Annotated in this window: 20 protein-coding genes; 4 read left to right on the forward strand and 16 right to left on the reverse strand. The window is 54.9% G+C overall.

Features of this window, described 5'->3' with window-relative positions:
* Window positions 1–20: 20 nt before the first annotated feature.
* The 8 genes from AYW79_RS08935 to speE form a co-directional block, all read right to left on the reverse strand.
* Window positions 21–3,239: an efflux RND transporter permease subunit gene (locus tag AYW79_RS08935; protein WP_067564701.1), complete on the reverse strand. Its 3,219-nt coding sequence runs from the start codon at window positions 3,237–3,239 to the stop codon at window positions 21–23.
* Between the two features lie 231 nt (window positions 3,240–3,470).
* Window positions 3,471–3,659 (reverse strand): hypothetical protein, encoded by a 189-nt coding sequence (locus AYW79_RS15850; protein ID WP_067564703.1) that lies wholly within the window; start codon window positions 3,657–3,659, stop codon window positions 3,471–3,473.
* Window positions 3,660–3,673: 14 nt separating this feature from the next.
* Window positions 3,674–4,000, reverse strand: a complete 327-nt coding sequence (locus AYW79_RS08945) for an AbrB/MazE/SpoVT family DNA-binding domain-containing protein (RefSeq protein WP_067564705.1) — start codon at window positions 3,998–4,000, stop codon at window positions 3,674–3,676.
* Between the two features lie 415 nt (window positions 4,001–4,415).
* Window positions 4,416–5,894 carry a sigma-54 interaction domain-containing protein gene (locus tag AYW79_RS08950; protein WP_067564707.1) on the reverse strand — a complete coding sequence of 493 codons (1,479 nt, stop codon included), beginning with the start codon at window positions 5,892–5,894 and terminating at the stop codon, window positions 4,416–4,418.
* Window positions 5,884–7,191, reverse strand: coding sequence for an HD domain-containing protein (locus AYW79_RS08955; RefSeq protein WP_067564709.1), 1,308 nt, complete (start codon window positions 7,189–7,191; stop codon window positions 5,884–5,886). Before AYW79_RS08955 ends, AYW79_RS08950 begins: the two co-directional genes overlap by 11 nt.
* A gap of 29 nt (window positions 7,192–7,220) precedes the next feature.
* Window positions 7,221–7,631 (reverse strand): DUF1934 family protein, encoded by a 411-nt coding sequence (locus tag AYW79_RS08960; RefSeq protein ID WP_067564711.1) that lies wholly within the window; start codon window positions 7,629–7,631, stop codon window positions 7,221–7,223.
* Window positions 7,631–8,509, reverse strand: a complete 879-nt coding sequence (speB, locus tag AYW79_RS08965; protein ID WP_067564713.1) for an agmatinase — start codon at window positions 8,507–8,509, stop codon at window positions 7,631–7,633. Before speB ends, AYW79_RS08960 begins: the two co-directional genes overlap by 1 nt.
* On the reverse strand, window positions 8,506–9,339 hold the full coding sequence (speE, locus tag AYW79_RS08970) for a polyamine aminopropyltransferase (RefSeq protein ID WP_067564715.1): 834 nt from the start codon (window positions 9,337–9,339) through the stop codon (window positions 8,506–8,508). The genes speB and speE overlap by 4 nt, the downstream gene beginning before the upstream one ends.
* Window positions 9,340–9,513: 174 nt before the next feature.
* On the opposite strand from speE, the gene AYW79_RS08975 reads away from it, so the two are divergent.
* The 3 genes from AYW79_RS08975 (at window position 9,514) to AYW79_RS08985 (ending at window position 13,652) form a co-directional block, all read left to right on the forward strand.
* Window positions 9,514–11,604: a transglycosylase domain-containing protein gene (locus tag AYW79_RS08975; RefSeq protein ID WP_067952842.1), complete on the forward strand. Its 2,091-nt coding sequence runs from the start codon at window positions 9,514–9,516 to the stop codon at window positions 11,602–11,604.
* A 72-nt stretch (window positions 11,605–11,676) separates the two neighbouring features.
* On the forward strand, window positions 11,677–12,882 hold the full coding sequence (locus tag AYW79_RS08980; RefSeq protein WP_067564717.1) for a pyridoxal phosphate-dependent aminotransferase: 1,206 nt from the start codon (window positions 11,677–11,679) through the stop codon (window positions 12,880–12,882).
* A gap of 113 nt (window positions 12,883–12,995) precedes the next feature.
* Window positions 12,996–13,652 carry a hypothetical protein gene (locus AYW79_RS08985; RefSeq protein WP_067564719.1) on the forward strand — a complete coding sequence of 219 codons (657 nt, stop codon included), beginning with the start codon at window positions 12,996–12,998 and terminating at the stop codon, window positions 13,650–13,652.
* 84 nt (window positions 13,653–13,736) lie between these two features.
* Here the strand turns inward: AYW79_RS08985 and AYW79_RS08990 are convergent, their stop codons facing one another.
* Window positions 13,737–14,180, reverse strand: coding sequence for a hypothetical protein (locus AYW79_RS08990; protein ID WP_067564721.1), 444 nt, complete (start codon window positions 14,178–14,180; stop codon window positions 13,737–13,739).
* Between the two features lie 216 nt (window positions 14,181–14,396).
* Between AYW79_RS08990 and AYW79_RS08995 the strand changes: the two genes are divergently transcribed.
* A complete protein-coding gene (locus AYW79_RS08995; protein WP_067564723.1) occupies window positions 14,397–15,065 on the forward strand; it encodes an SGNH/GDSL hydrolase family protein in 669 nt (222 codons plus the stop codon).
* 70 nt (window positions 15,066–15,135) lie between these two features.
* Here AYW79_RS08995 and spoVT read toward each other — a convergent pair whose 3' ends face one another.
* The 7 genes from spoVT to AYW79_RS09030 all read right to left on the reverse strand — a co-directional run.
* Window positions 15,136–15,678, reverse strand: a complete 543-nt coding sequence (spoVT, locus tag AYW79_RS09000; protein ID WP_067564725.1) for a stage V sporulation protein T — start codon at window positions 15,676–15,678, stop codon at window positions 15,136–15,138.
* Window positions 15,679–15,886: 208 nt separating this feature from the next.
* Window positions 15,887–16,816, reverse strand: a complete 930-nt coding sequence (locus AYW79_RS09005) for a peptidylprolyl isomerase (protein ID WP_067564727.1) — start codon at window positions 16,814–16,816, stop codon at window positions 15,887–15,889.
* Complete coding sequence (gene mfd / locus AYW79_RS09010) at window positions 16,791–20,339, reverse strand: transcription-repair coupling factor (protein WP_067564729.1); 3,549 nt, start codon at window positions 20,337–20,339, stop codon at window positions 16,791–16,793. Before mfd ends, AYW79_RS09005 begins: the two co-directional genes overlap by 26 nt.
* A gap of 111 nt (window positions 20,340–20,450) precedes the next feature.
* The gene (locus AYW79_RS09015) at window positions 20,451–20,684 is read right to left on the reverse strand and encodes an anti-sigma-F factor Fin (protein WP_067564741.1); all 234 of its coding nucleotides are present in this window, start codon (window positions 20,682–20,684) and stop codon (window positions 20,451–20,453) included.
* A gap of 72 nt (window positions 20,685–20,756) precedes the next feature.
* Window positions 20,757–21,335 carry an aminoacyl-tRNA hydrolase gene (gene pth / locus AYW79_RS09020; RefSeq protein WP_067564731.1) on the reverse strand — a complete coding sequence of 193 codons (579 nt, stop codon included), beginning with the start codon at window positions 21,333–21,335 and terminating at the stop codon, window positions 20,757–20,759.
* 48 nt (window positions 21,336–21,383) lie between these two features.
* Window positions 21,384–21,989, reverse strand: a complete 606-nt coding sequence (locus AYW79_RS09025) for a 50S ribosomal protein L25 (RefSeq protein WP_067564733.1) — start codon at window positions 21,987–21,989, stop codon at window positions 21,384–21,386.
* 108 nt (window positions 21,990–22,097) lie between these two features.
* Window positions 22,098–22,691, reverse strand: a 594-nt coding sequence (locus tag AYW79_RS09030) for a ribose-phosphate diphosphokinase (RefSeq protein WP_156493897.1), incomplete at its 5' end; no start/stop codon positions are given.

The raw sequence follows: 22,691 nt of genomic DNA on the forward strand, positions 1-22,691 counted from the left end.
TTCCTCTCTCAAGCTTTTTCTCAGTCTACCATTAGCGCGCCATCGCGTGCACGCGCGCGGCGCCCGTCCGTCTCATCCCCTGCTTCATCGCGCGTGAAAAACGGCCAGTGGTGTGCGCGACCAATCACCGAAACGGCTGACGGAACGAAGAATCCTAGCAAGAGCCCCGTGTAAATAAAAAGCCCTAAAACTACGGAGGAACCAATCTCAAGAAGTGCGGTAACTCCAGCGACGGTCATCGAACCAAACGTTCCCGCCATGATGATCGCAGCCGCAAAGACGACGCCCCCCATACGCTGCATCGCGAGCCGTATCGCCGCGCGCGGTGCCAAGCCCTCTTTTAATATCTCATCGAAGCGCGCCATTAAAAAGATGCTGTAATCGACGCCGAGCGCCACCAAGAGAAGCAGGGAGAAAAAGGGCACCGTCCAGTCGATTCCCGTGTAGTGAAGTATCGAGACAAACACAACCTGCATGACGCCCATCGTCACAAAATAGCTGGCGATCAGCGACACCAGGATGTAGAGCGGCGCGAGCAGCGATCGCAACATGATGGCGAGCAGGACGAAGATGGCGAGGAAAATGAGAGACACGGTGCGTAAAAAATCGGCGTTTGAGATCTGATTAAGATCCTGCTGGCCTGCGCTCGTTCCGCCCATATACACCTGACCTGTGTGAAGTGGGCTCATTGCAAGCGCCACTTGCGCGACATTGCGGAGTTTCGCCACATCTGAAAGAGCAGCCGCACTGTACGGGTTGACCGTGAGATCGACCGTAAACTGCGCAATATGACCGTTTGGCGAAACGAACGCATTCAGCGCTTTTCGTAAAGACGCATTGTGCGCCACAACCGACGCCGGGACATAGAATCCTGGATTGCCGTTTTGCGTGGCATTCTGTGATTGATTCAGCGCCTGATTGGCAGAGCTTAACCCGCTGTGAAGGTGTGTCGCACCGCTCGCCGCTTTGGCGATTCCGTTTTGCAATTGCGAAGTACCTGCCGCAGACTGTGCCACGCCTGACGCCACCTGCGCGGCGCCTGTCGCCAATTGTCCTGAGGATGTCGCGAGTCGCGTGGCGCCTGTCGCAAGTTGTTGCGCGCCATTCGCGAGTGCAGTTCCACCCTGATGGAGTGAAGACGCACCCGCCGTAAGCTTACCAGACGCAGTTGCGAGCGCCTGCATGCCTTGGGATAGCGGGGCCATCCCTGTCGCGAGTTTGACGGTCGACGCGTGGATTATCGACGCGCCTGACGCCAATTGAGCCGTGCCACTCGCCGTTTGCGAAAGTCCCTGCGCGAGCGCGTCCGACATCCCAAGAATCTGTTGTAGCGATGCGTCACTCGAACTTGGATGCGCTTTGATCCACGCTGCGAGCGCCTGGTTCATTTGTGCTGACAGTCCTGAGAGTTTAGCGCTTGAAGACTGGAGACTTTGCAACCCTGTCGCTACTTGCTCTGTACCTGGCGCAAGCTTTGTAAGACCCGCCGATACTTGGGAGAACCCTGCGCCTTCTTGCGTGATCCCTGATTGCAGTTTGGTCAGGCCTGCGTCAAGCGCCGACGCGCCTGTGGCTAAGGCGTTTGCACCTGTCGCAAGTGCAGGCGTGTGAGAGGAAAACTGTGTAACACCTTGGTGGTATTGTGCGAGTCCACGCGAGAGACGCTTTGCGCCCGAGACAAGCTTTGACTGACCAGACACGCCTTGCTGTAGTTTCGAAGCGGTCTGTGCGAGGCCGTTTGAGAGTTGCCCGAGCCCTGAATTGATTTTCGTGACGCCCTGCGCGATCTGCCCGTTTTGGTGCGCGAGTTCAAACGCGTGAAGCAGCGTTCCTGTCGGTCTCGTCGCACTGTCCACCTGAGAGACAAGCGGCGCGTGAGCAAGCGCTTGAGAAATCTGCTCAATCGTCGCCAGCCCCTGCGATGTGCGCAGATTGGAAGGACTCTTCAGGACGACCTGGACTGGCATCACCCGCCCGATGCCAAACGCGTTTGCTACTTCGTTAAATCCTTTGACGGACGGCGCCTGAGGAATCTCTTCAAGCGAGTTAAACGAACGCAGGTTGGTAAACTGCGCAGCGATTGGCGCGAGCAAGACAATCGAGAGCAAGATCGTCCACCACGGGTGACGGGTGGCGATGCGACCAGAGAAACTCCAGATCGCGGAAGGCTTGTGCGCTGCTCCCACGACGGGTCGACGCGGCCAAAAAAGAGTGCGCCCGAAGACCGCCATGATCGACGGAATCAGTGTCATGCACGCGAGAATCGCAAAAAACACGCCAACGCTTACGCCAACAGCCGAGCGGTAGAGGCCAAAGTTTGCAAAGTAGAGCACTGCAAATGAGACAAACACGGTCGCCGCGCTAAAGAGAATGGTTTTCGAGACACCGCGCATGGCGGCCGTCATCGCGGCGGGCACATCCGGGTGATCTTGCGTCATCTCTTCGCGAAAGCGATTGAGCATCACGATCGAGTAGTCTGTCCCTGCGCCAAACAGGATCGCGATGAGAAAGGTCTGCGTAAATGTAGAAACCGGAAAACCGTGTAGTGCGAGTTGCGCCACGATCCCTGACGTAATCAGAAAGGATACGCCAATGGTGAGTAGTGTGACAACAGGTGCGATGACCGAGCGGAACACGAGAAACAGAATGACGAGAATGAGCGCTACCGTGATACCTCCACTTTTGCTCACACCATTCATTGAGATCGTCATGTTATCGACGGTAATCGGTGTATCGCCCGTCAAGCTCACATGCGCGCCCTGCGGTGGGTGTGCAAAGAGCGTTTGCATCTTTTGATACCCAGTCTGTGCCGCCTTCGTGGTGTCACTCTGTGACATCCCTAGAAAGGCGATCTCTGTCGTTCCGTTTTTACTAAAAAACGATGACTTGGCCTGCGGTGTCTGCGCCGCCGACTGAATGGTGCTCACACCGTATTTCGCTTGATCCTGCTTGAGCAATGCGAGTTGTCCATTTAAATACTGCTTGTCGCTTTGCGTCAATCCGTGCGGATTGACAAGCACCACAATTGCAGAAGACTTATAGGGGTGTTTTCCCTGAATGGTACCCGCGAGTCGCGACGCAATCTGCGACTCTGCCGTCGAAGGAAGAAACGGCGTGCTGTGGTGCGCGACGACCGAATTGAGGTTTGGCAGGAGCTTGACGGAGAGAACTGCACCTACGATCCAAAGAAGAATAATGAGAAAACGCAGTTTATAAATCCACGACGCGTACGATTTCACCGTTTTTTTGCCTACCTTTCAGAGACCTTCGCATGCGCACACGCGCTATTTCTACAGGCGAACTTGAACAACCAATTATCTTTAGTATAAAGATAATTGGTTTGTCTCTTTCCGGCAAGGTGTGCGACCAATATTTCATGAGATCGACACGATTCAACCACTTCATGAAAAGCGTACAAGACACGGCTTATCGTTTCACGATGACCGTAATTTGATACGGGATGCCATCGCTCAACATTCGCTCGGTTGACAAACGGTCACTCCATCAACGTTGAAATCCTTCACATTAAAGGTGACGATCTGTGCAGGTTTCTTGACTTTTACGTATGCGCAGAGATACGCGTCAACAAAATCGACTTCCTTCTCACGACCAAATCGCTGAAATGCTTCAACCATGGTGAATCTACGAATTTCACGCACAAAAGGCCCCTTTTTCACCGCGTCTCGACCTTTTCTTTCTTTGCCGCGTCAAGGATTTCATTCCAATCTCGATTTCTCATCTCCGGCGCAACGCCACTGGCCAAGATACCATAAACTTCGTCAGATGTAGGTAGCTTCTCAATACTTACCACCATCATTTGATCATTGATAACACGGAATACCATACGATCACCGTTCTCCATGCGTAAAGCATTTCGAATTTCACTCGGTATGACAACTTGCCCTCGACTCGAAAGGATACTCGTTGCATTCACACCATCCGAAGATTGGAACGCGATCATCTGACCAGCCCGACCTCGTATCACGTTCAACGACCGCAATCAAAATCCTCTTTTTTGATGATGTTTTAATCGAAAAAAATCTTGGTACTTTACCACAGGCACAAACTCCTATCAATCGACGTCTTATTCTTAGTATATTCCATACTATTTCTCGAAATAAGATACATTTATATCGTCTTTAGAATTTTTTTATTCTTACTGTGTTGCCTCGTTTGCACACAAAAAATCAAAGAGGACCCGAAGGTCCTCTTTTGTCGACGGATGATTGGCCGTACGTGTTTCCTCGTACTAAGCTGTGAGGCTTGAACCTTCACCGAGGAGATCAAAGACGTGGAAACAACCGTAATTGTCTTTAGCACATCCCTCCAACTTCTTTAACGAAGTGGAATGACCATCCTACCTTGAGTGAGACGTTACGTTTTCCAACGCAACCACACCCTCTCTTCCATCGACCTTAGTCATTCTGTCCAGTGCGCGTTGTCTTATTCACCTCTGCAGAGCGCACTCCAGAAGCCGCAATGTTTCGTGAAATACCCCACTTCTTCATCTTGGACTGCAGCGTCTGCCGCGGAATCTCAAGCATGGCCGCGGCAGCGCTTAAGTTCCATTCGCAAGCGGCGAGCGCATGCACAATCATGTCACGTTCAAGCGCCTCCACACTGGCTGCAAGCCCCTGCTGCCGCCTGTCTGCAACAGGCTGTAGGCCCTTCGGCGCGTCCGTACCACCGCGCGGCGCGTGATGCTGTGTGAGATATTGCGGCAGGTGGCTCACATCGATCCACGCATCTTCCACCAGATTCATCGCGGACTCGAGCGCGTGACGCAATTCCCGCACATTCCCAGGCCATGTCGCGTCACGCAACACCCGCAAGGCGCCTGGGGTCAGTCCGCGCACCGTCATGCCAAACCGCGCATTACAATCCCCCACAAAGTGATCGATCAGAAGTTCCAGATCCCCTCGTCGTTGCGCGAGCGCGGGAAGGCGCAAAGAAACCACCTGAATGCGATAAAAGATATCCTCGCGCAACATCTTCTCGCGCACCGCCGCCTCCGGTTCCACATTCATCGCCGCCAAGATGCGCACATCAATTGCGCGCGACTTTTGATCCCCCAAGCGGCGAACGTGCTGGTCGTCGAGCACACGCAGGAGTTTTGCCTGAAGGTCAATCGGAAGCGCGTGGATCTCATCTAAAAAGAGCGTGCCTTCACTCGCCAATTCAAACAGTCCGGCGCGGTTTTCGGCGCCAGTGAAACTCCCCTTCACCGTGCCAAAAAGTATACCTTCAAGGAGCGGGCCAGGGAGCGCCGCGCAATTTTGCGCGATAAAGGGTCCGTTTGCGCGCGGACTCGCCGCGTGAATGCCCTGTGCAAAAAGCTCCTTTCCCGTGCCTGTCGGCCCATAGATCAAGACCGGGGACGACGTGCGCGCCGCGCGTTTTGCACGCGCTTTCATCTCAAGCAAAGTAGGGTCCGCAGTGAGTACGTCATCAAGCGTATAGCGCACCGCCGCCGAGCGCTCCCCTGAGCGTGGCGGACGCGTGGCCGCCTGGAGTTCGACGACGCGTTCTGCGAGATGCTGCACCTCCGTAATGTCTTGCGCGATCTCCAAGGCGCCATAGAGCCGCCCATCGCGGTACACGGCACGCGTCGCATTCGCGGTGTGCACCTCATCCCCGCGAAAGTTCCGATACGATTGCCGGCGCAAGAGCACTGGATCACCTGAGCGCAACACCCGCAGCAGCGAGCTTGTCTCTTCCGTCAACGAAGGATACACATCGAGCACATGCCGCCCTAGCACCTCCTCGCGCGAAAGGCCGTCAAGCGTTGCCGCCGTTTGATTGTAGAGAATTGTCACTCCACAGTCATTGACCGCATGAACGCCAACGCGAACGGATTCGAGCAGCGCGTGAAGCCATACATCCTCATCCTTCATCTAACCACTCCCTAGGGAAAAGCACGCGCGATACACTGGCGCGACGCGACTTTACCGCCTCGACAATGAACGATTGACGCGCGAGTTCCGTCGCGTTCCCGCTTGCGTCAAACAAATAAATCTGCTCAAACGTTGGGTCGTGTTCATCCGAACCGAGATACGAATCCTTATATGCCTGACTCCCCGCCTGATCAAAGATGACGTAAGACGCGGCTGGCAACCCCTTCTTTTTCGCAATGCGTCCCATGCGCGCCAGCCACCTCTCCGCCTCTTCCATCGAGTGAACATCCACGCTGTGAAAGAGATGCCGATTCAAAAGACGCTGCGACAAATCAGCCAGCACCGGGTCTTCATGCCGCGTGAACGCACGCAGCGCAGACCACAGGAGGTGATCATCCAGTTCCAAATAATCCGAGATCACAGACCACTCTGCCGTGGCTGCACTCACGCCATTCACCTCTGCCATGCGCAAATCCCCTCGCAAGAGCGCGCGCATCGCTGGAAAGCCAGGGAGATCCGCGCCGACTTCCGCCGCGCGCGCAAGCGTGCGCTCGACTTGCACCTCGGCAGAGCGCGTCAAACGATGAAAATAGACATGAAGATACATATAATAGCGACACATGATATAGTCCTCAGCGATGCTCTGACCGCGCGCCAAGTCAAGTCCAATCTCCGGCTCCCCCTGCACCTCGCCGATGCGCATGACATGAAGGAGCCACTCCACGTCAAACGTCCCATAACCCGCCCCCGTCATCAGGGCATCGCGCAAGAGATAGTCCGTGCGATCCATATCAAGCTGTGAAGAGAGCAACTTTACAATCGCGCGGCTCTCCGGAAAATCCTTTTCAATCAGTCGCGCCACCTGTTCGGCGAATCCGCTGGCGTACGCTTCAAGCACCTGATGAACCTCTGTCTTTTTACTGCGGATCATTGCCGACGTGAATCGTTCGTGGCGAATGCCCGTAACTGCTTCGAGAGCGTGTGAGAATGGCCCGTGACCGATATCGTGAAGCAAAGCCGCCGCTAGCGCGAGATGGCGATACTCGCGCAGTGCATACGCCCCGCGCGTTTGCTCTCCCGCGCGATCCTCATCGAGAAAGCGGCGCGTGAGATGGGCGACGCCAAGCGAGTGTACGAAGCGGGAATGCTCGGCGCCTGGGTACACGATGTTGCTGAGTCCCAACTGTCGAATGCGCCGCAAGCGCTGAACTTCCGCCGTATTGATCAGATCGATAAGCAATTGGTCATCCTCGCCAAACGCGATGAGATTGTGCACAGGATCGCGAAAACTCTTCACGTCACCCACCCCCTTGAGACGATCTCCGTTCACGGTTCAAAATCAAGTTCAATCGCAATCGTCAGCGGATGCTCATCCACGCCATGCATGACCATCGACGCGACGATCTCCGCCTGAATGCCTTGATTGGTCACAAACACCGCGAGCGTTGACGTGTACACACGCAGTTCGATCTTCCCTTCCGGAAAATCGTAGAAACCGTCTGTTGTCTGCTCCAGTTCAAAATCGTAGGAGGCGCGAACACCGCCCACCCGCTCCACACGGATGAACGGTCGGCGCGTGAGTGAAAAGGTAACGGTCGTTTCCGTCTGCGCAAAGTTCTCCTCAGGCTCGTGATAACTCGCCTGATAAAGCGATCCCCGCATGCGAATGCGCGCGGGCGCCTTCGTATCAAGCTCCCCCGACACAATGCGAATCGTCCCTGCTCGTTCCCGCTCCATCAGTCAGCAAACGCCAGCAGTGCTTCACGCACCACTTTGGCCGCGACAATCTGGGTTTGCTCACTCGCGTCAAGCACAGGCGCGACCTCAACGAGATCAAATCCGACCACATTGAGCCCCTTCATTGCGTGAATCGCCGCGAGCAACTCTTTCGATGAGATGCCGCCCGCTTCCGCCGTCCCTGTTCCCGGCGCGTGCGCAGGATCAAGCACATCGATGTCAACCGTGACATAGATCGGTCGCCCCTCTAGCTGCGCCAGGCATCCGCGCAGTGGCTCAAGCACGTCAAACGGGTGAAAGTTCGTATGCTCCTTTGCCCACGCGAACTCCTCGCGCGTACCTGAGCGAATCCCGAACTGATAGATGTTCACCGGATCGACAAAGCCTGCGATTTTTTTGATAACCGCCGAGTGGGAGAGCAGTTCACCCTCATACTGATCACGCAAATCGGTGTGCGCATCAACGTGCACAATCACGATTTCCGGGATGCGTTTTGCCACAGCGCGGACCACCCCGAGCGTTACAAGATGCTCGCCGCCGAGTCCGAGCGGGAATTTCCCGTCATCAAGCCACTGACCGACATACTGCTCGATCATAGTGAGGCTGCGCTCTGGGTTGCCGAAAGGCAGCGGGATATCTCCCATGTCAACAAAACTCGCATCCAAAAGGCTGCGGTCGAGATAGGGACTGTACTCTTCTAGTCCAAGCGATACTTCGCGGATGCGCCGCGGCCCGAGACGCGTACCTGGACGAAACGACGTCGTCCAGTCCATCGGCATGCCATAGATTACAGCGCGCGCCGCATCGTACCCCTCTTTTGCGCTGATAAACGTCTGCCCTGCGTACGCAGGGTCAAACGGTTCGCGATGCCCTCTCACTTTGCGATCAACTCCTTGGCGAACCGCGGGAGCGCAAACGCTGCGGCGTGCAGATCGGGCGTGTAATACTTTGTCTCAAGCGAATTTGCGCGCGCAGGATCGGCAATCATTTTAGGATCATACTGCTTACTGCCAATCGTGAAGCTCCAAAGTCCGCTCGGATACGTCGGAATCGAAGCCAGGTAGAGGTGCGTGTGTGTAAACAGCGATGAGAAATCGCCATAGACGCGAGAGATCAGTTCACCATTAAAAAATGGCGACTCCGTCTGCGCGACGACAATGCCATCCGGGCGTAGAGCGCGATGAATTGCTTCATAAAAATCGCGCGCAAAAAGCCCCACCGCAGGTCCGATCGGATCCGTCGAATCAACGATAATCACATCATACTGGCCTTCACTCTCGTTGACATGTGCAATGCCGTCAATCACGCGAACCGAAACGCGCGGATCATCAAGCGCACATGCAATCGCCGGCAAATACTTCTTCGAGACATCAATGACGCGCCCGTCAATCTCTGCGAGCACGGCGTGTGTCACACTCGGATGCTTGATCACTTCGCGAATCACGCCACCATCCCCGCCACCGACGACGAGCACTCTCTGCGGGTTTTTGTGTGCGCTAAGCGCCACATGCGAGATCATCTCGTGATACACAAACTCGTCGCGATCGGTCGTCATCACACAGCCGTCAAGCACGAGCATGCGTCCCCACTCCAGCGTATCAATCATCGCGATGTCTTGAAACTCACTCGTCTCTGTGTGAAGAGACTCTTTAATCTTCGCTGTGATGCCGTAATTCGCCGTCTGTTTTTCCGTATACCAAAGTTCCATCGTGACACTCCTCATTCTCACAATAAACACCTTCGCTAGTATAACAAATCAAGCGATCCCGCGACGACTTCTTTCTTGCGACAGAATTTTGCCTGACCACCTTTTGAACTCGCACACACGGTGATTTCGCTTCACGAATCTGGGGCATACTGGAAACGCAAGGAGGCGATCGCATTGCGCAAATGGAAACTTCACCCACTCTTACTGACGCCTGCCACACTTTTTCGCATCACCGTCGAATCCCCACGCGCGCCGCGCGCGCGTGAAGCTCGCCGCATGCTGCGCGTATTCCACGCAAAACCGTTGATTCTCATCGGTTCAAGTTTGTGCAGTTTCCTTCTATGCACGCTGGGTTACTTAAAATACGCGCCACTTCCTAAGGGGATCATCATGGATCCTTCGCGCATTCTCGCATCTGATGGAAAGGGGCTTGCTGATCTTGTATCCGCGGGAGTCACGCGTCAAGTGGTCACTCTCGCCGACATTCCCCTGAGCCTTCAAGAGGCGACGGTCGCGATCGAAGACCGCCAGTTTTACGCGCATCACGGCGTCAACCTAAAAGGCATTACGCGCGCGCTCTTGGCAAACGTCGGCGCGGGCCACGTTGTGCAAGGCGGCTCTACGATCACGCAACAACTCGCCAAAAATCTTTTCTTAACGAGTGATCGCACACTGTCGCGCAAGATGCGCGAGTTGCTCCTCGCCATGCAACTGGAGTGGCACTATACAAAATCACAAATCCTTAGTGACTACTTGAATGTCATCTACTATGGAGAAGGCGCCACAGGAATCGGAACCGCCTCCCTCTCCTATTTTGGAAAACCCGTCTCTCACTTGACCCTGGCGGAAAGCGCGATGCTCGCAGGACTTCCCAAGGGCCCTAGTCTCTATGATCCGCTCACGCATCCAAAAGCGGCAAAGGAGCGACAAACTACGGTGCTCTCCGCCATGGTACACGCAGGTTTCATAACGACGGCGGCGGCGCGCGCCGCAGAGCGGCAACCGCTCACGTATATCCGGCGCTCCGCGGCGCAAACGGATGCGCCCTATTTTGTCGACGCGGCAACGCGCGACTTAAAACAGCAGTTTCATCTGACGAGTGACGACCTTTACCGCGGCGGTCTCATGATCCACACGCCCCTTGATGTTACACTTGCGCATCACGTCGATCAGATCATCAAGGCAAAATTGCGGCCGTTTCCGGGACTGCAGGCGGCGGTCGTCGTAATGGACCCGCAAAACGGCGATATTTTGGCCTATTCGGGTGGCCGCGACTATCGCACAAGCCCCTATGATCGCGCGCAAGCCATGCGGCAACCGGGCTCCACCTTTAAGGCGATGGTCTATGCGGCGGCGCTCGATGGTGGAAAGACACCGGCGACCCGCTACAAGAGTGCCCCAACTGCATTTTCCCTCTCCCGTGCGTCAGGCTCTGCCTATCTTGTGCACAATTTTGCAGATGACTACGCTTATCACAACCTCGACATGCAGCAGGCGATCGCGCGCTCCGACAACGTGTACGCTGTGCACACAGCAATCGACACAGGTCTTCTTCACGTCATCCAGACGGCGCGCGCGCTTGGACTGCCAGATGACATGAAACCTTATCCGAGTCTCGCGCTCGGCGTGTTTCCTGTCTCAACGCTGCAAATGGCGCGCGCCTACGCGGCGTTTGCAAACGGCGGTCTGCTCGTTCATCCGCATTTTGTCTCGCGTGTCACCGATTCACAAGGTCACGTGCTGCGCCGCGCGCCAGACGATCGCTTACAAGTGTTGCGCCCAAGCATCGCCGCGCAGATGACCCAGATGTTGACGCACGTCATGAAACCGGGCGGAACCGGATATCGCGTCTCCAACATCTTGACTGAGCCTGTCGCCGCAAAGACGGGAACCACCGACACTGACGCGTGGATGGTCGGCTATACGCCGCGCGCCGTGTGCGCCGTGTGGGTCGGATATGATCAGATGCGCCCGCTCAGTTCACTCGCCTCACACGTGGCCGCCCCGATTTTTGCCAATGTGATGGAACAAACGATTCTCAAGTACCCAAGTGGCGGCTTTGAGACAACGACTGCAACCGGAATCGAAAACGTGGCGATCGATCCGGAGACGGGCCAGCGCGCCACTTCGATGTGCCCCGACCGCGATGTCTTACCGTTTCGCGCTGGCACGGCGCCAACTGTCTCGTGTGTGGCGCACCCAGAGAAAAATGCTCCCGTGTGGGAGCGCGCCTGGAATGCGGTGCGCTCACTTTTCGGTGGATAAAGCGTCGCTCCTGCGCTGCGCCAGTACGGTGTGCATATGCTATACTTTCAGTAAAAAATGAGGAGAACGCACATGACACACACGCTAGCTCGACGCGCGCAGGCGATCTCTCCGTCGCCCACCCTGTCACTGGATACAAAAACCAAGGCGTTGATCGCACAAGGGCATGACGTCGTCAATCTTACGGTGGGCGAACCTGACTTTCCCACGCCGCTCGCCGCTTCTTACGCGGCGATTCGCGCGATTACCGAAGGCTTTACAAGGTACACGGCGCCCGCCGGGATTGTCGAATTGCGCAAGGCGATCGCCGAGAAACTGGCGCAGGAAAACGGCCTCTCTTATTCACCCGATGAGATTATTGTAAGCACTGGTGCAAAACAATCTCTTTATAACATCTTCATGACCCTTCTTGATCCGGGCGACGAAGTGCTTCTGCCAGCCCCTTATTGGGTGAGCTATCCGGAACAGATTCGCCTTGCAGAAGGTGTCCCTGTCGTTCTTGAGACGGATGAACAGAGCGGTTTCAAAGTTACCCCGGAACAAGTGTTGCGCGCGATCACGCCGCGCACCAAAGCCATTCTTATCAACTCCCCGAGCAATCCGACAGGGGTCACATACACCCCCGAAGAGATCGATGCGTTGGCGGAGGCGCTCACTTCAACCTCACTCTATGTGGTGAGTGATGAGATCTACGAACAGCTAACCTATGGCGTGACGCACAAGAGCATCGCGACCTCGAGCGAGGAACTGCGCAAACGCACCCTCGTCGTAAACGGTTTCTCCAAAACGTTTGGCATGACGGGCTGGCGGGTGGGTTATGTGGCGGGCGATCGCACATTGATTCAGGCCATGTCAAGCTTTCAATCCCATACGACTGCAAACCCGTCGTCCATCTCTCAACGCGCAGCACTCGGGGCGCTTGGCACCTTTTCTCCGCAAACGCGCGAGACCATGCGCGAGCGACTGCAGTTTGTCACGCGCGCGCTCGCAGAGCTTCCAGGAATCACGTGCGCACAGCCAAACGGCGCGTTCTATGTCTTTCCAAACGCGTCCTCATGGATTACAAAGACCTATACCAAAATGTCGGGCGAGTCGATCGTCATTCGCGACGGCGACCATCTCGGTGAACTGCTTTTGTCTGAAGCGCTGATCTCCGTCGTTCCCGGTTCAGGTTTTGGCGCGCCAAACAATTTCAGAATTTCTTATGCGACATCCATGCCAAACCTAGAGAAAGCGATGGAGCGTTTGCGCGACTTTGCGAAACGCATCGCGCACTAACGCATACCGCTTTCAATCCCCATTTTTTCACTCGAGGTACGCCACGCATCACGCGGCGCGCCTCGTTTTCATATACTGCGCAAAGAAGGCACTGCGCAGGAGTTGACACGAAAATGGCCTCCAAAATTACTACCCAGCAGCGAAACGAACGCATCAAAGCGCTGCGTGCGCGTCTACAGCAACTGGACAAGACAGATGAGAATGAAAAAGAGCGCACACGCCTGCGGCGCGAACTCCAACTGATTCGCGCGGAAGCGAATGCGCCTGCGAAAAAGACGGTCGATGCGATCCAATCGATCAGCAAAACGCTCACGCCAAAATCGATCGAGGATTCGCTCGGCACGATCACTTCTTTGCGCGAGTTTTGTAAGCATTGCATACGCTATGTTCAACAGGCCGATCAGGTCTTGGACACACTGTCAGTCACAACCAACTCCTTGAAGGATTCAGGCGTACTCAAAAAACTGATGGAGTCAAAAGGAAAAAACCTTGACACATCCGATTTTACAAACATTCTCATGGCGTTGATGAACTCCCCGCTTGGTGCGACGGTGTTCAACCGTCTTGGCAATGGGAAAAAGGAAGATGACAAAGCGTCCCCGGTGACCGACCCGCCAAAGCGCACCATAAAGCGTCGCTCGCGTAGCGTAGCGCGTCGACCCGTAAAGCGCAGCAACGCGAAACGCGGCCGATCCTCGCCACGCGCGCAATCGCCACGCGCGCAATCGCCACGCGCACAATCGCCACGCGCACAAAAGACAGCCCGCTGACGCATATCAGTCGCCAGCATCTCTAAAAGGGGGCATCGCCTTGCGGCGGCGCCCCCTTTTCAATCGCGTTACGAATCTAAGGCCTCATTTAACAAATTTTTTGATTTCCTTGATGGTCTTGTCATCCACCGCATCGCCACCATATTTCTTGGCAATTTCCTCAACGGACACTTTCGGACCCTTGTCATCTGCGTTTTTCGTCGCATCAGTGAACGCGTTCAAAAAAGCGTTCATCCGCTTTGGATCGACTTTGATTCCGATATCTTGCGCGATATTTTGCGTAAGGTCGCGCACTGTGGTAGGATCGCGCCACGCTTCCGGCTTCATGTCCTTCACCCGTTTTAACGCGTCAAACAGATTTCCTTTATCAATGCGTTTCATGTTTTCCTTCAGTGTGTCAAATGAGCCGCCTGGCGTTCCTTGCGAACGCGTGGCTTCAAGTGGAGCTTGCACGTTTTTTTCAACACGCGCGTCCGCTTTGCTCGGACGTTTTTTAGCAATCCGTGATTTACCCGTATTTTTTTGCACGCTTGCCCCTCCTGGATTCCATCGTTTCATCCCTCTCATGCTATGCAAAAACACGCAGAGCGCCTCTCGCCTTTGCCCATTCTACGAAAAAACGGGCACCCAGCGACTCCGAATGAGCGTTCAAGAGTGACCCGTACTCTTCTAAGCACGTATCCGTGCAATACGCCCTGTCTCCCTCTGAGCAAATGGCATACGCTTAGAAGAGGAGGGGAGAGGATGAACCAAATCACCGTTTATGGGGATTCCATCGCGGCGGGCTACGGTGCCCCACTGTCGCACGGCTTCGTACCTGTGCTCACGCGCCTGTGTTCGCGACAAGTGAATCTTCCGATCGACTATCGCAATTATGGTCAATCCGGCATGACATCGTATGCGTTATCATCTGCGCTGCGCTTCAATGATGCCTGGGTGACAGGCGGTCTCACTGCGCGTACCGTATGTATACTCATCGGCGGTGACGATCTCATTCAAAACGTTCCGATTCTACTTTCCGGACAGCGCGCCGCCGTAGAACGTGCGCTTAAAGCGAGCGCCTTCGCCTATACAGCATCCCTGCGCCGCATCCGCGCGCTTACTCGACGTCCCCTGGTGGTCGGCACGATCTACAATCCTTATCCCGCCACTAAAGCTGCTGACATTGCTGTGGCCGTGTACAACGAGCGTGTCATTCTGCCAGCGGCAGAGCACGTCGGTGCAGCAGTCGCACCGATCGCAGAAGCCTTTTCCGGGCGCCAGGCCGAACTCATTGATGGGTATGGAACCGGAGTGGCCGGCGCTCCCGGCAGAAATGGCGTCGCCTTTCCGATTCACCCAAACCTGCAAGGTCACGCCGTCATCGCCGAAACCTTTCTCCCCTTCGTCGCTCCCGCATTTTCACGCGAGTAGCATGCGCTGGCACAAGAAAAGGGACAGGGTGCGCGCTCCCTGTCCCGCATGAATGAGGCCGTAAAATCCGCTATTGTTCCATTTGCTTCGAGAGAAATCCAGCCGCCGTCTCTGCCAACTTTGTCTCAAGCTCCCCCATGTGCACTTGCTCGTCCCGCGAAAAGAGGATGACACTGCCGATTGGATCGCCGTTATAGATAATTGGGGCGATGACGCGCGATGAGATATGTTCGCTTCGATCTTTGACAATCTGCATTTCACTGGCGGTTGTGGCGACACTCAACTTCCGGTCTTCCATGGCTTTCTCAACTTCAGGACCGATCGATTTTTCGAGATAGTCTTTCTTCGGTGCACCCGCCGTGGCGATAACCGCGTCACGATCCGTAATAAGCGTCGGATGTCCAAGCGTCTCATTCAACGACTCCGCATACTCTTTTGCAAAATCGCCCAGCTCGCCAATCGGTGAATACTTTTTGAGGATCACCTCACCGTCGCGATCCACAAAGATCTCCAGTGGATCCCCTTCGCGAATGCGCAGCGTGCGCCTGATCTCTTTAGGAATGACCACCCGTCCTAGATCGTCAATTCTACGTACTATACCTGTTGCCTTCATGAGATACCTCCTCACTTTCCTTTCGAATCTGCCCATTCATCCTTCTTTCGCATGAGGTTCATCGCTTGACGTTATCATGTCCTAAATGAACGCAAACTTTCCATATCTTTTTCACCCAATAATTAGGAAAAGCGCCCCGCCTTGCTGGGACGCCTTTTCGTTCAATCCGGGAAACGCAAAACCTCATCGCGTAGCCACAACAAGGGATCTACGCTTTTGGCAGTGTCACTTTGATGTTTGCCGTTTTCAGCTTCTGATTATAGAGCGCAAGGAAAGCGCTCTTCTCGTTTTGTTGAACCAGCGCCGACATCACGGAGGACTGTACTTTTGAAAAAGGTTGCGTGGTACGCGAAATGACACGCATGACAAACCACCCATACGTTGAGTTAAACGGTTGCCCAACCTGGCCAATCGGCTGTGTCATCGCGTGCTGCGCAAACGGTGCCACCCAGTTTGTCGGATTCTGGTTTGTGTAGATTCCACTGTTTTTGGCGGATCCTGGGTCTTGCGAGTACTTAGCGGCGAGCGTCTTCCAACTCGCGCCTGCGCGCAACTGATTGGCGAGCGATTGCGCCAAGCTCTGTGACTTAACAAGAATCGCCTGTTCCGTAATCGTCGTGTACTGTTCCAGGTTATTTTTATAGTAGAGCTGCTGTTCCGAAAGCGGAATGGTTTTAACGAGCGTCTGCGCGTAGGAAGACAGCGTCAGTTGCTCCTGAACGTACGTTTCAAGATCCGCCTCAGTCAATTTCAGCGACTGCATTTTCTGGTTGAATGTCGTCGAATTGTTGCTGTAAAGCCCACTGATAATATTCTTTTCGAACTGGAGCGTATCCTGGTGAAGCACAGACGTTTTCATTTTGGGAACCGCCTTCTGCGCAACTGGCAAGAGAAGGCGCGCCAGCACAATATACTGCTTGGCGATATCCGTCTGAATCGTGGCAGACGGTGTCATCGTCGGGTTTAGAAGCTGCTCGATATGTACCTGTGTCTCAAACTCCGGCTGGGAGAGTGTCCCCCCATTATACGTCGCCACAGTCGCGGCGCTGACATTCGTACCGCATCCCGCGAGAACGAGCAGAGCACTAACCATGGTCACCGCGAATGTACTTTTATGAAAGCGTGTTTTGTTTGGCATGAGGCAATTCCTCCTTATTCTCGTAAACCTTGTCGAGCTGTGACAAGACACGAATCGTCATGTCGAGAATCATGTCGTCTTTCAAACCTCGCCCTTCAAGAATGAGCGTGTACACATCCCCCGTTGACTTGAGGCGCATCCGTCGCGGATAGAGTTGAGTCAGCTCAAACAAACGCGCGCCCGACATCTTCTCTGTGCGCTCTGACCTGAAGGTGATATGCATATCATGCCCCTGTTTGACGATGGAAGCCAGATCATGCTCGTGCGCAAAGGCGCGAATTCTTGCAATCATGACCAACTGGTGCACCGGGTCAGGCAAATTTCCAAAACGATCTTCCAATTCTTCGTACAGATCATCCACATCTTGACGTCGAATCGCCGCGACAATCTTCTTGTACATCTCGATTTTTTGCATCGGATCGGTGACATAGTCATCCGGCAAATACGCGTCCATCGAGATTTCCACCGTTGGCTCCGGCTTTTCCTGCACGCTATCGCCGCGCAATTCGCGCACCGCTTCGGCGAGCATCTCCGTGTACATGTCGAATCCAACCGCACTGATAAATCCGTGCTGTTCTGCGCCCAAAATATTGCCCGCACCGCGAATGGACAGATCGCGCATGGCAATTTTGAACCCACTGCCAAGCTCCGTGAACTCTTTGATGGCTTGGAGCCTTTTTTCCGCCACTTCCGTGAGCACCTTGTCCTGTTGATAGGTGAAATACGCATATGCAATGCGATTGGAACGACCTACGCGACCGCGCAATTGATACAATTGTGAAAGTCCCATACGATCCGCATGAAAGACAATCAACGTGTTAACGTTCGGAATGTCGAGCCCCGTTTCAATGATTGTCGTCGACACGAGCACATCCGTATCACCCTGAAGAAAATCGAGCATCACCCGTTCTAACTCATCCTCTGCCATCTGACCGTGCCCAACGGCCACCCGCGCATCCGGAACGAGACGCGCCACCCGCTCTGCAATCGAGTCGATGCCCTTGACCTGATTGTAGAGTACGTATACTTGTCCACCTCGGCTGATCTCGCGCTCTATGCTTTCTCGAAGCAATGCATCACTGTATTCTACCACATAGGTCTGGACAGGAAAACGATTCTCCGGCGGCGTCTCAATCACCGATAGATCGCGAAGGCCTACCATCGACAGGTGGAGGGTGCGCGGAATCGGTGTCGCAGTAAGCGTCAGACAGTCCACATTGGCGCGCAATTGCTTGAGCCGCTCTTTGTGTGTGACGCCAAATCGCTGTTCTTCATCCACGATAAGAAGACCGAGGTCTTTGAATGCAATCTGTTTTTGTAGCAAGCGATGCGTCCCGATAACGATGTCGACCGCGCCTGTCTTAAGACCCTGCATCACGCGCGTCGTTTCCGTTTTTGAGCGAAATCGACTCAGCACCTCAACCGTGACGGGATAGCCGGAGAAGCGCTCGCGAAACGTCTCATAGTGCTGTTGCGCAAGGATCGTCGTCGGCACGAGCACAGCGACCTGTTTGCTGTCAAAAACAGCTTTTGACGCCGCGCGAATGGCCACTTCCGTCTTGCCGTACCCCACATCGCCACAGAGCAACCGATCCATGGGGCGCGCCCGCTCCATGTCACTTTTGATGTCGCGAATGGCGCGCAGTTGATCCGGCGTCTCTTCATATGGGAACATCGTTTCAAAGTCGCGCTGCCAGTCGGTATCCTCCCGGAACGGGTAGCCGGGTGTCGCCTCGCGCTGCGCGTAGAGTTTGATCAGTTGTTCTGCGATATCCTGCACTGATTTCCTGACCTTGCTCTTTGCCCGGGCAAAATCCGTTCCGCCGAGATGGTGAACGCGCGGCTCTTTCTCCTCATTGCCAAGATATTTCTGGACGAGATTAATCTGCTCGACAGGGACATACAACTTGTCATTTCCTGCATAGCGAAGATTGAGATAATCCCTGTGATTGCCTTCAATGACGAGCGTTTCAATTCCGAGATACTTTGCGATGCCGTGCGTGGCGTGCACAACATAATCGCCCACCTGGAGATCCTGATAGCTCTTAATCTTTGCGGCTTCCGACGCGTCACTGCGGACGCGACGCGCCCGCTTTTTCGTCGCGAACACCTCGTTTTCCGAGATGACCGCAAGGTGAACGCCCGACCATTCAAACCCCGCAGAGAGTGCGCCGATGAGGATCATCGGTTTCTCAAGCGCTGGATCAAACGTCTCCACAATGGTTGCCGAGATGGAAAAATCCTCAAGTACGCGAAGGAGTCGCTCTGACCGCTCCCGATCGCTCGCGAGCAACACGACCTTTTCATTCGCCTTCATCATGCGCGCAATCTCGCTCTTTAAAAGTGGCAACTGTCCGTGAAACTGCTGCATGACGCGCGTGCTCACCGTGAGACTCTCGGTGAGTGCAATCCCCGACATATGGCGCGGGAGAAGGCTGACATAGAGATGACGCTGAAGCGGTCTTGTCACAAACAAGCGCGTCGGATCGATCGCCTCCACCAAATTGGGGAGAATCTCGCCGTGCTCAAGCGCCCCCGCGGTCCACTCGGCCTCTTCGCGGGCGATGCGTTCCATCGTTTCGCGCAAGCGCGTCGGTTCATCAAATAGAATGATCGCATCCTGCGGCACGTGATCCAAAAGCTTCGCATCCCGCTGCTCAAGCCACCCTGCATACCGCAACAAGCCGGGAAAATGCACCGCGCTGCGCATGCGCTCAAGATCGCGGCCAAGGTGCTCGCGCAGGTGCTCGCGCGTCTCAACCGATGATACGCGCTGAATCTGGTCGTGAAGGCGCGCCTCTACAAGATCTGCAAGCGCATGCAATTCCTGGGCCGTGGCAATCAACTCGCGCGCGGGCCAGAGGCGAACTTCGTTCATCTTTTCGAGGCTTCGCTGCGTCTCCGGATCAAAAAAGCGGATCGAATCAATCTCCAAATCAAACCACTCCACGCGCACCGGTTGCCCGTATAGCGCGTACACATCGAGAATGCCTCCGCGCAGGCTGCACTGCCCGCGCGCCTCAACCCGCTCGACGCGCTCATAGCCCATGTCGATAAGATGGATCATCACATCTTTTGGATCATGCGTTTCTCCACACACAAGTTTCGTGGCAGCATTTTGCAGATGTTGAGGTGAAAAGATGCGTTGCGAGAGCGCCCGAATCGTCGTCACGATCACAGGGGTTGCGCGCTCAGACAGGCGCGCGAGTGTACTCATGCGCAGCGCCGCAAGCTCTGGACTAAAAGCAATCATCTCACTGTGGGAAATTTCCCGCTCCGGGAAAAGGCATACCTCCTCATCTCGCAGCCACTCTGTCAAATCTCCCGCAATCACTTCTGCCGCCTGCATGGAGTGCGCTGCGATAACGACTGGGTAGCCGCGTTTACAAACTGTCGCATAGAGCAGATGACGCGCGGCTCCGCCAATCCCCGAGAGTGCGACGCTTGCCCCCGGTTTCTCAAGCGCGCGATGGATGCTTTTTACATCAGGAACAGACGCTACATGAAGCACCAACTCGCGCATACCTATCTCTCCCATCCCAAGCCCACGAAAGAAGTTCAAATCCTACAACGCAAAAAGGCCCATTCCGAATCGGAGAAGGGCATGTATTAGCTATAGCGACCGTTCCAAGCGCTATTGAAGCGGCGTTTTTTCAAGCACCAGACTGGGGTGTTTGGCAATCGCCGACTCACAGTACTCGCAGACCGTCGTAACGTAGAGGTTCTGATCTGTGACATCATAATAAATGATATCCGCTCTCTCTTCCGGAGTCAAAGATGTAAAACCAAGCACGCTTGCAGAGAGCCCATCTCCGTCAATTTCACCCACAAGATTTTTGCAATAGCGGCAAGTATACACAATCTTCACGATACGCTCTCTCCGATCTTGGTGCACGCCGAGCGCTTTGTCTTCGGCGGCGTCCAAACGGACACGCTATCATTATTTTACATTTGATGCGGAATTAAACCTATTCATGACAAGTGGGAACGATTCCACACAAAATGCATGCGCCGCCTCTACGGCGCGCTCGACTGCCGCTTCAACACGGATGCGGTCGTCCCGCGAAAAAGGGTGCAGGACGTGATCGATGACGAGCGTTCCCGGTTCGGGACGGCCAATCCCTACGCGAATGCGCGGAAACGTTTGTGTGCCTAATTCTTGAATGATCGATTTCATTCCGTTGTGCCCACCAGAACCGCCCTTCTCGCGAAGTCGCAACGCACCTGCGCTTAGATCCATATCGTCATAAATCACAAGCAAGTCCTGTTCTGGGTCGAGACCCTTCTCTCGCACGGCGCGCGCGATCGAAAGTCCACTGCGATTCATGAAGGTTTGCGGCCGCATAAGAATGACTGCCTCACCGCGCACATCCGTCTCGGCGATCTGTGCATCCCACTTACCTTTTTCACGCACGCCTGGAAGCGTTTTGAGCCACGCCTCAACGCACCAAAACCCGACGTTGTGTCGGGTCTTTGCGTATTCTTTTCCCGGATTCCCAAGACCTACAATCAGTTTCACGGCTCTGATCAAACTCCCCCATAGCCCCTACGAGAACAAAATCACGCACTATGCGCTTGGCGTTGTCGTCCGTTCTACAGCGTCTGGAGCGGCGCCTACATCTGCCACAGTCGCCTTTGGCGCGAGCACTGAGATGACGATTTCGCCTGGATCTTCTGCCAGATCCACGCCTGACGGCAATGTCACATCACGCATGTGCATGACTTCGCCTACGTTTAGATGGCCGATGTCTAACGCGATCCACTCTGGAATGTCATCGAGTTTCGCGGAGATGGTAACCTCCAACGTCTGTTGTTGAACGATGCCACCGCGTTTTTCTACTGCTTCGAGTCCTTGTAAGATGAGCGGAACGCTGGCTTCTGTTTTCTCATCGCCCACAACCTCATGAAACTCTACGTCTAGGATGTGACGCGAGATCGGATGGCGATGGATTCGCTGAACGATCGACGGATGAACCACCCCGTCACACTCGATTCGTACAACGCGATGACCTGCGATGCGCTGGCGCACAACATCCTCCGCGAGCATAATCGAAAGCGGCGCGTGGCCACGACCGTAAATGACTCCCATCACCGTCCCCGCTTTGCGAAGACGTTTGCGCGTCCCTTTGTTGGAAGGCGAGCGCATCTGAGCCTCGATTGTCTGTGCCGTCATTCCAAGTTCCTCCTTCGTGTGGCAGGTGCAAGACCTGCTCCCCCACAGGATTCCCAAAGGATGACGTTTCCAATCGATTCGCTCAGAAGACTCGGCCACCCTCACGGCTCAGTCAAACAATTCACTGATGCTGCGCATGTCGTTCACACGCATGATTGCTTCAGCGATAATCTCTGCCACGGAGAGCGTCACCAGCTTGTCCATCGTTTGATAATCGCGCCGCGCGATCGTGTTTGTCACAACGACCTCTTCAATCGGCGCCTGATTCAGTCGGTCGAGCGCCGGCGGAGACAGTACGGCGTGCGTGCAACACGCGTAGATGGACGCCGCACCCTGCTCGCGAAGCGCCTCAGCGGCGAGCGCAATCGTGCCCCCCGTGTCGATAATGTCATCAATTAAAATCGCGTGACGGCCGCGCACGTCCCCGATAATATTCATCACTTCTGAAACATTGGGCTCTGGTCGCCGTTTGTCAATGATCGCAAGCGTTGCCCCGAGGCGCTCGGCCAGCTGCCGCGCGCGCGTGACGCCGCCGAGATCCGGCGAGACCACCACCACGTTCTCCATATTCTTATGCTCGAAATAGCGCGCGAGAATCGGCATGCCCACCAAGTGATCCAGCGGAATATTAAAAAATCCCTGAATCTGTCCGGCGTGCAGATCCATGCAAATGACACGGCTCGCGCCTGCCGTCTGTATGAG

Origin of the sequence: Ferroacidibacillus organovorans (assembly GCF_001642725.1) — a bacterium.
In the GTDB taxonomy this organism is placed as follows: domain Bacteria; phylum Bacillota; class Bacilli; order Alicyclobacillales; family SLC66; genus Ferroacidibacillus; species Ferroacidibacillus organovorans.

What these genes read in the sequence shown, in the direction of transcription:
- spoVT (WP_067564725.1), bottom strand. Translation starts at nt 15,678, where the DNA reads ATGAAGGCAACAGGTATAGTACGTAGAATTGACGATCTAGGACGGGTG.
- AYW79_RS08995 (WP_067564723.1), top strand. Translation starts at nt 14,397, where the DNA reads ATGAACCAAATCACCGTTTATGGGGATTCCATCGCGGCGGGCTACGGT.
- AYW79_RS08980 (WP_067564717.1), top strand. Translation starts at nt 11,677, where the DNA reads ATGACACACACGCTAGCTCGACGCGCGCAGGCGATCTCTCCGTCGCCC.
- mfd (WP_067564729.1), bottom strand. Translation starts at nt 20,339, where the DNA reads ATGCGCGAGTTGGTGCTTCATGTAGCGTCTGTTCCTGATGTAAAAAGC.
- AYW79_RS08950 (WP_067564707.1), bottom strand. Translation starts at nt 5,894, where the DNA reads ATGAAGGATGAGGATGTATGGCTTCACGCGCTGCTCGAATCCGTTCGC.
- AYW79_RS08960 (WP_067564711.1), bottom strand. Translation starts at nt 7,631, where the DNA reads ATGGAGCGGGAACGAGCAGGGACGATTCGCATTGTGTCGGGGGAGCTT.
- speE (WP_067564715.1), bottom strand. Translation starts at nt 9,339, where the DNA reads ATGGAACTTTGGTATACGGAAAAACAGACGGCGAATTACGGCATCACA.
- AYW79_RS08985 (WP_067564719.1), top strand. Translation starts at nt 12,996, where the DNA reads ATGGCCTCCAAAATTACTACCCAGCAGCGAAACGAACGCATCAAAGCG.
- AYW79_RS09025 (WP_067564733.1), bottom strand. Translation starts at nt 21,989, where the DNA reads ATGACGGCACAGACAATCGAGGCTCAGATGCGCTCGCCTTCCAACAAA.
- AYW79_RS09005 (WP_067564727.1), bottom strand. Translation starts at nt 16,816, where the DNA reads ATGCCAAACAAAACACGCTTTCATAAAAGTACATTCGCGGTGACCATG.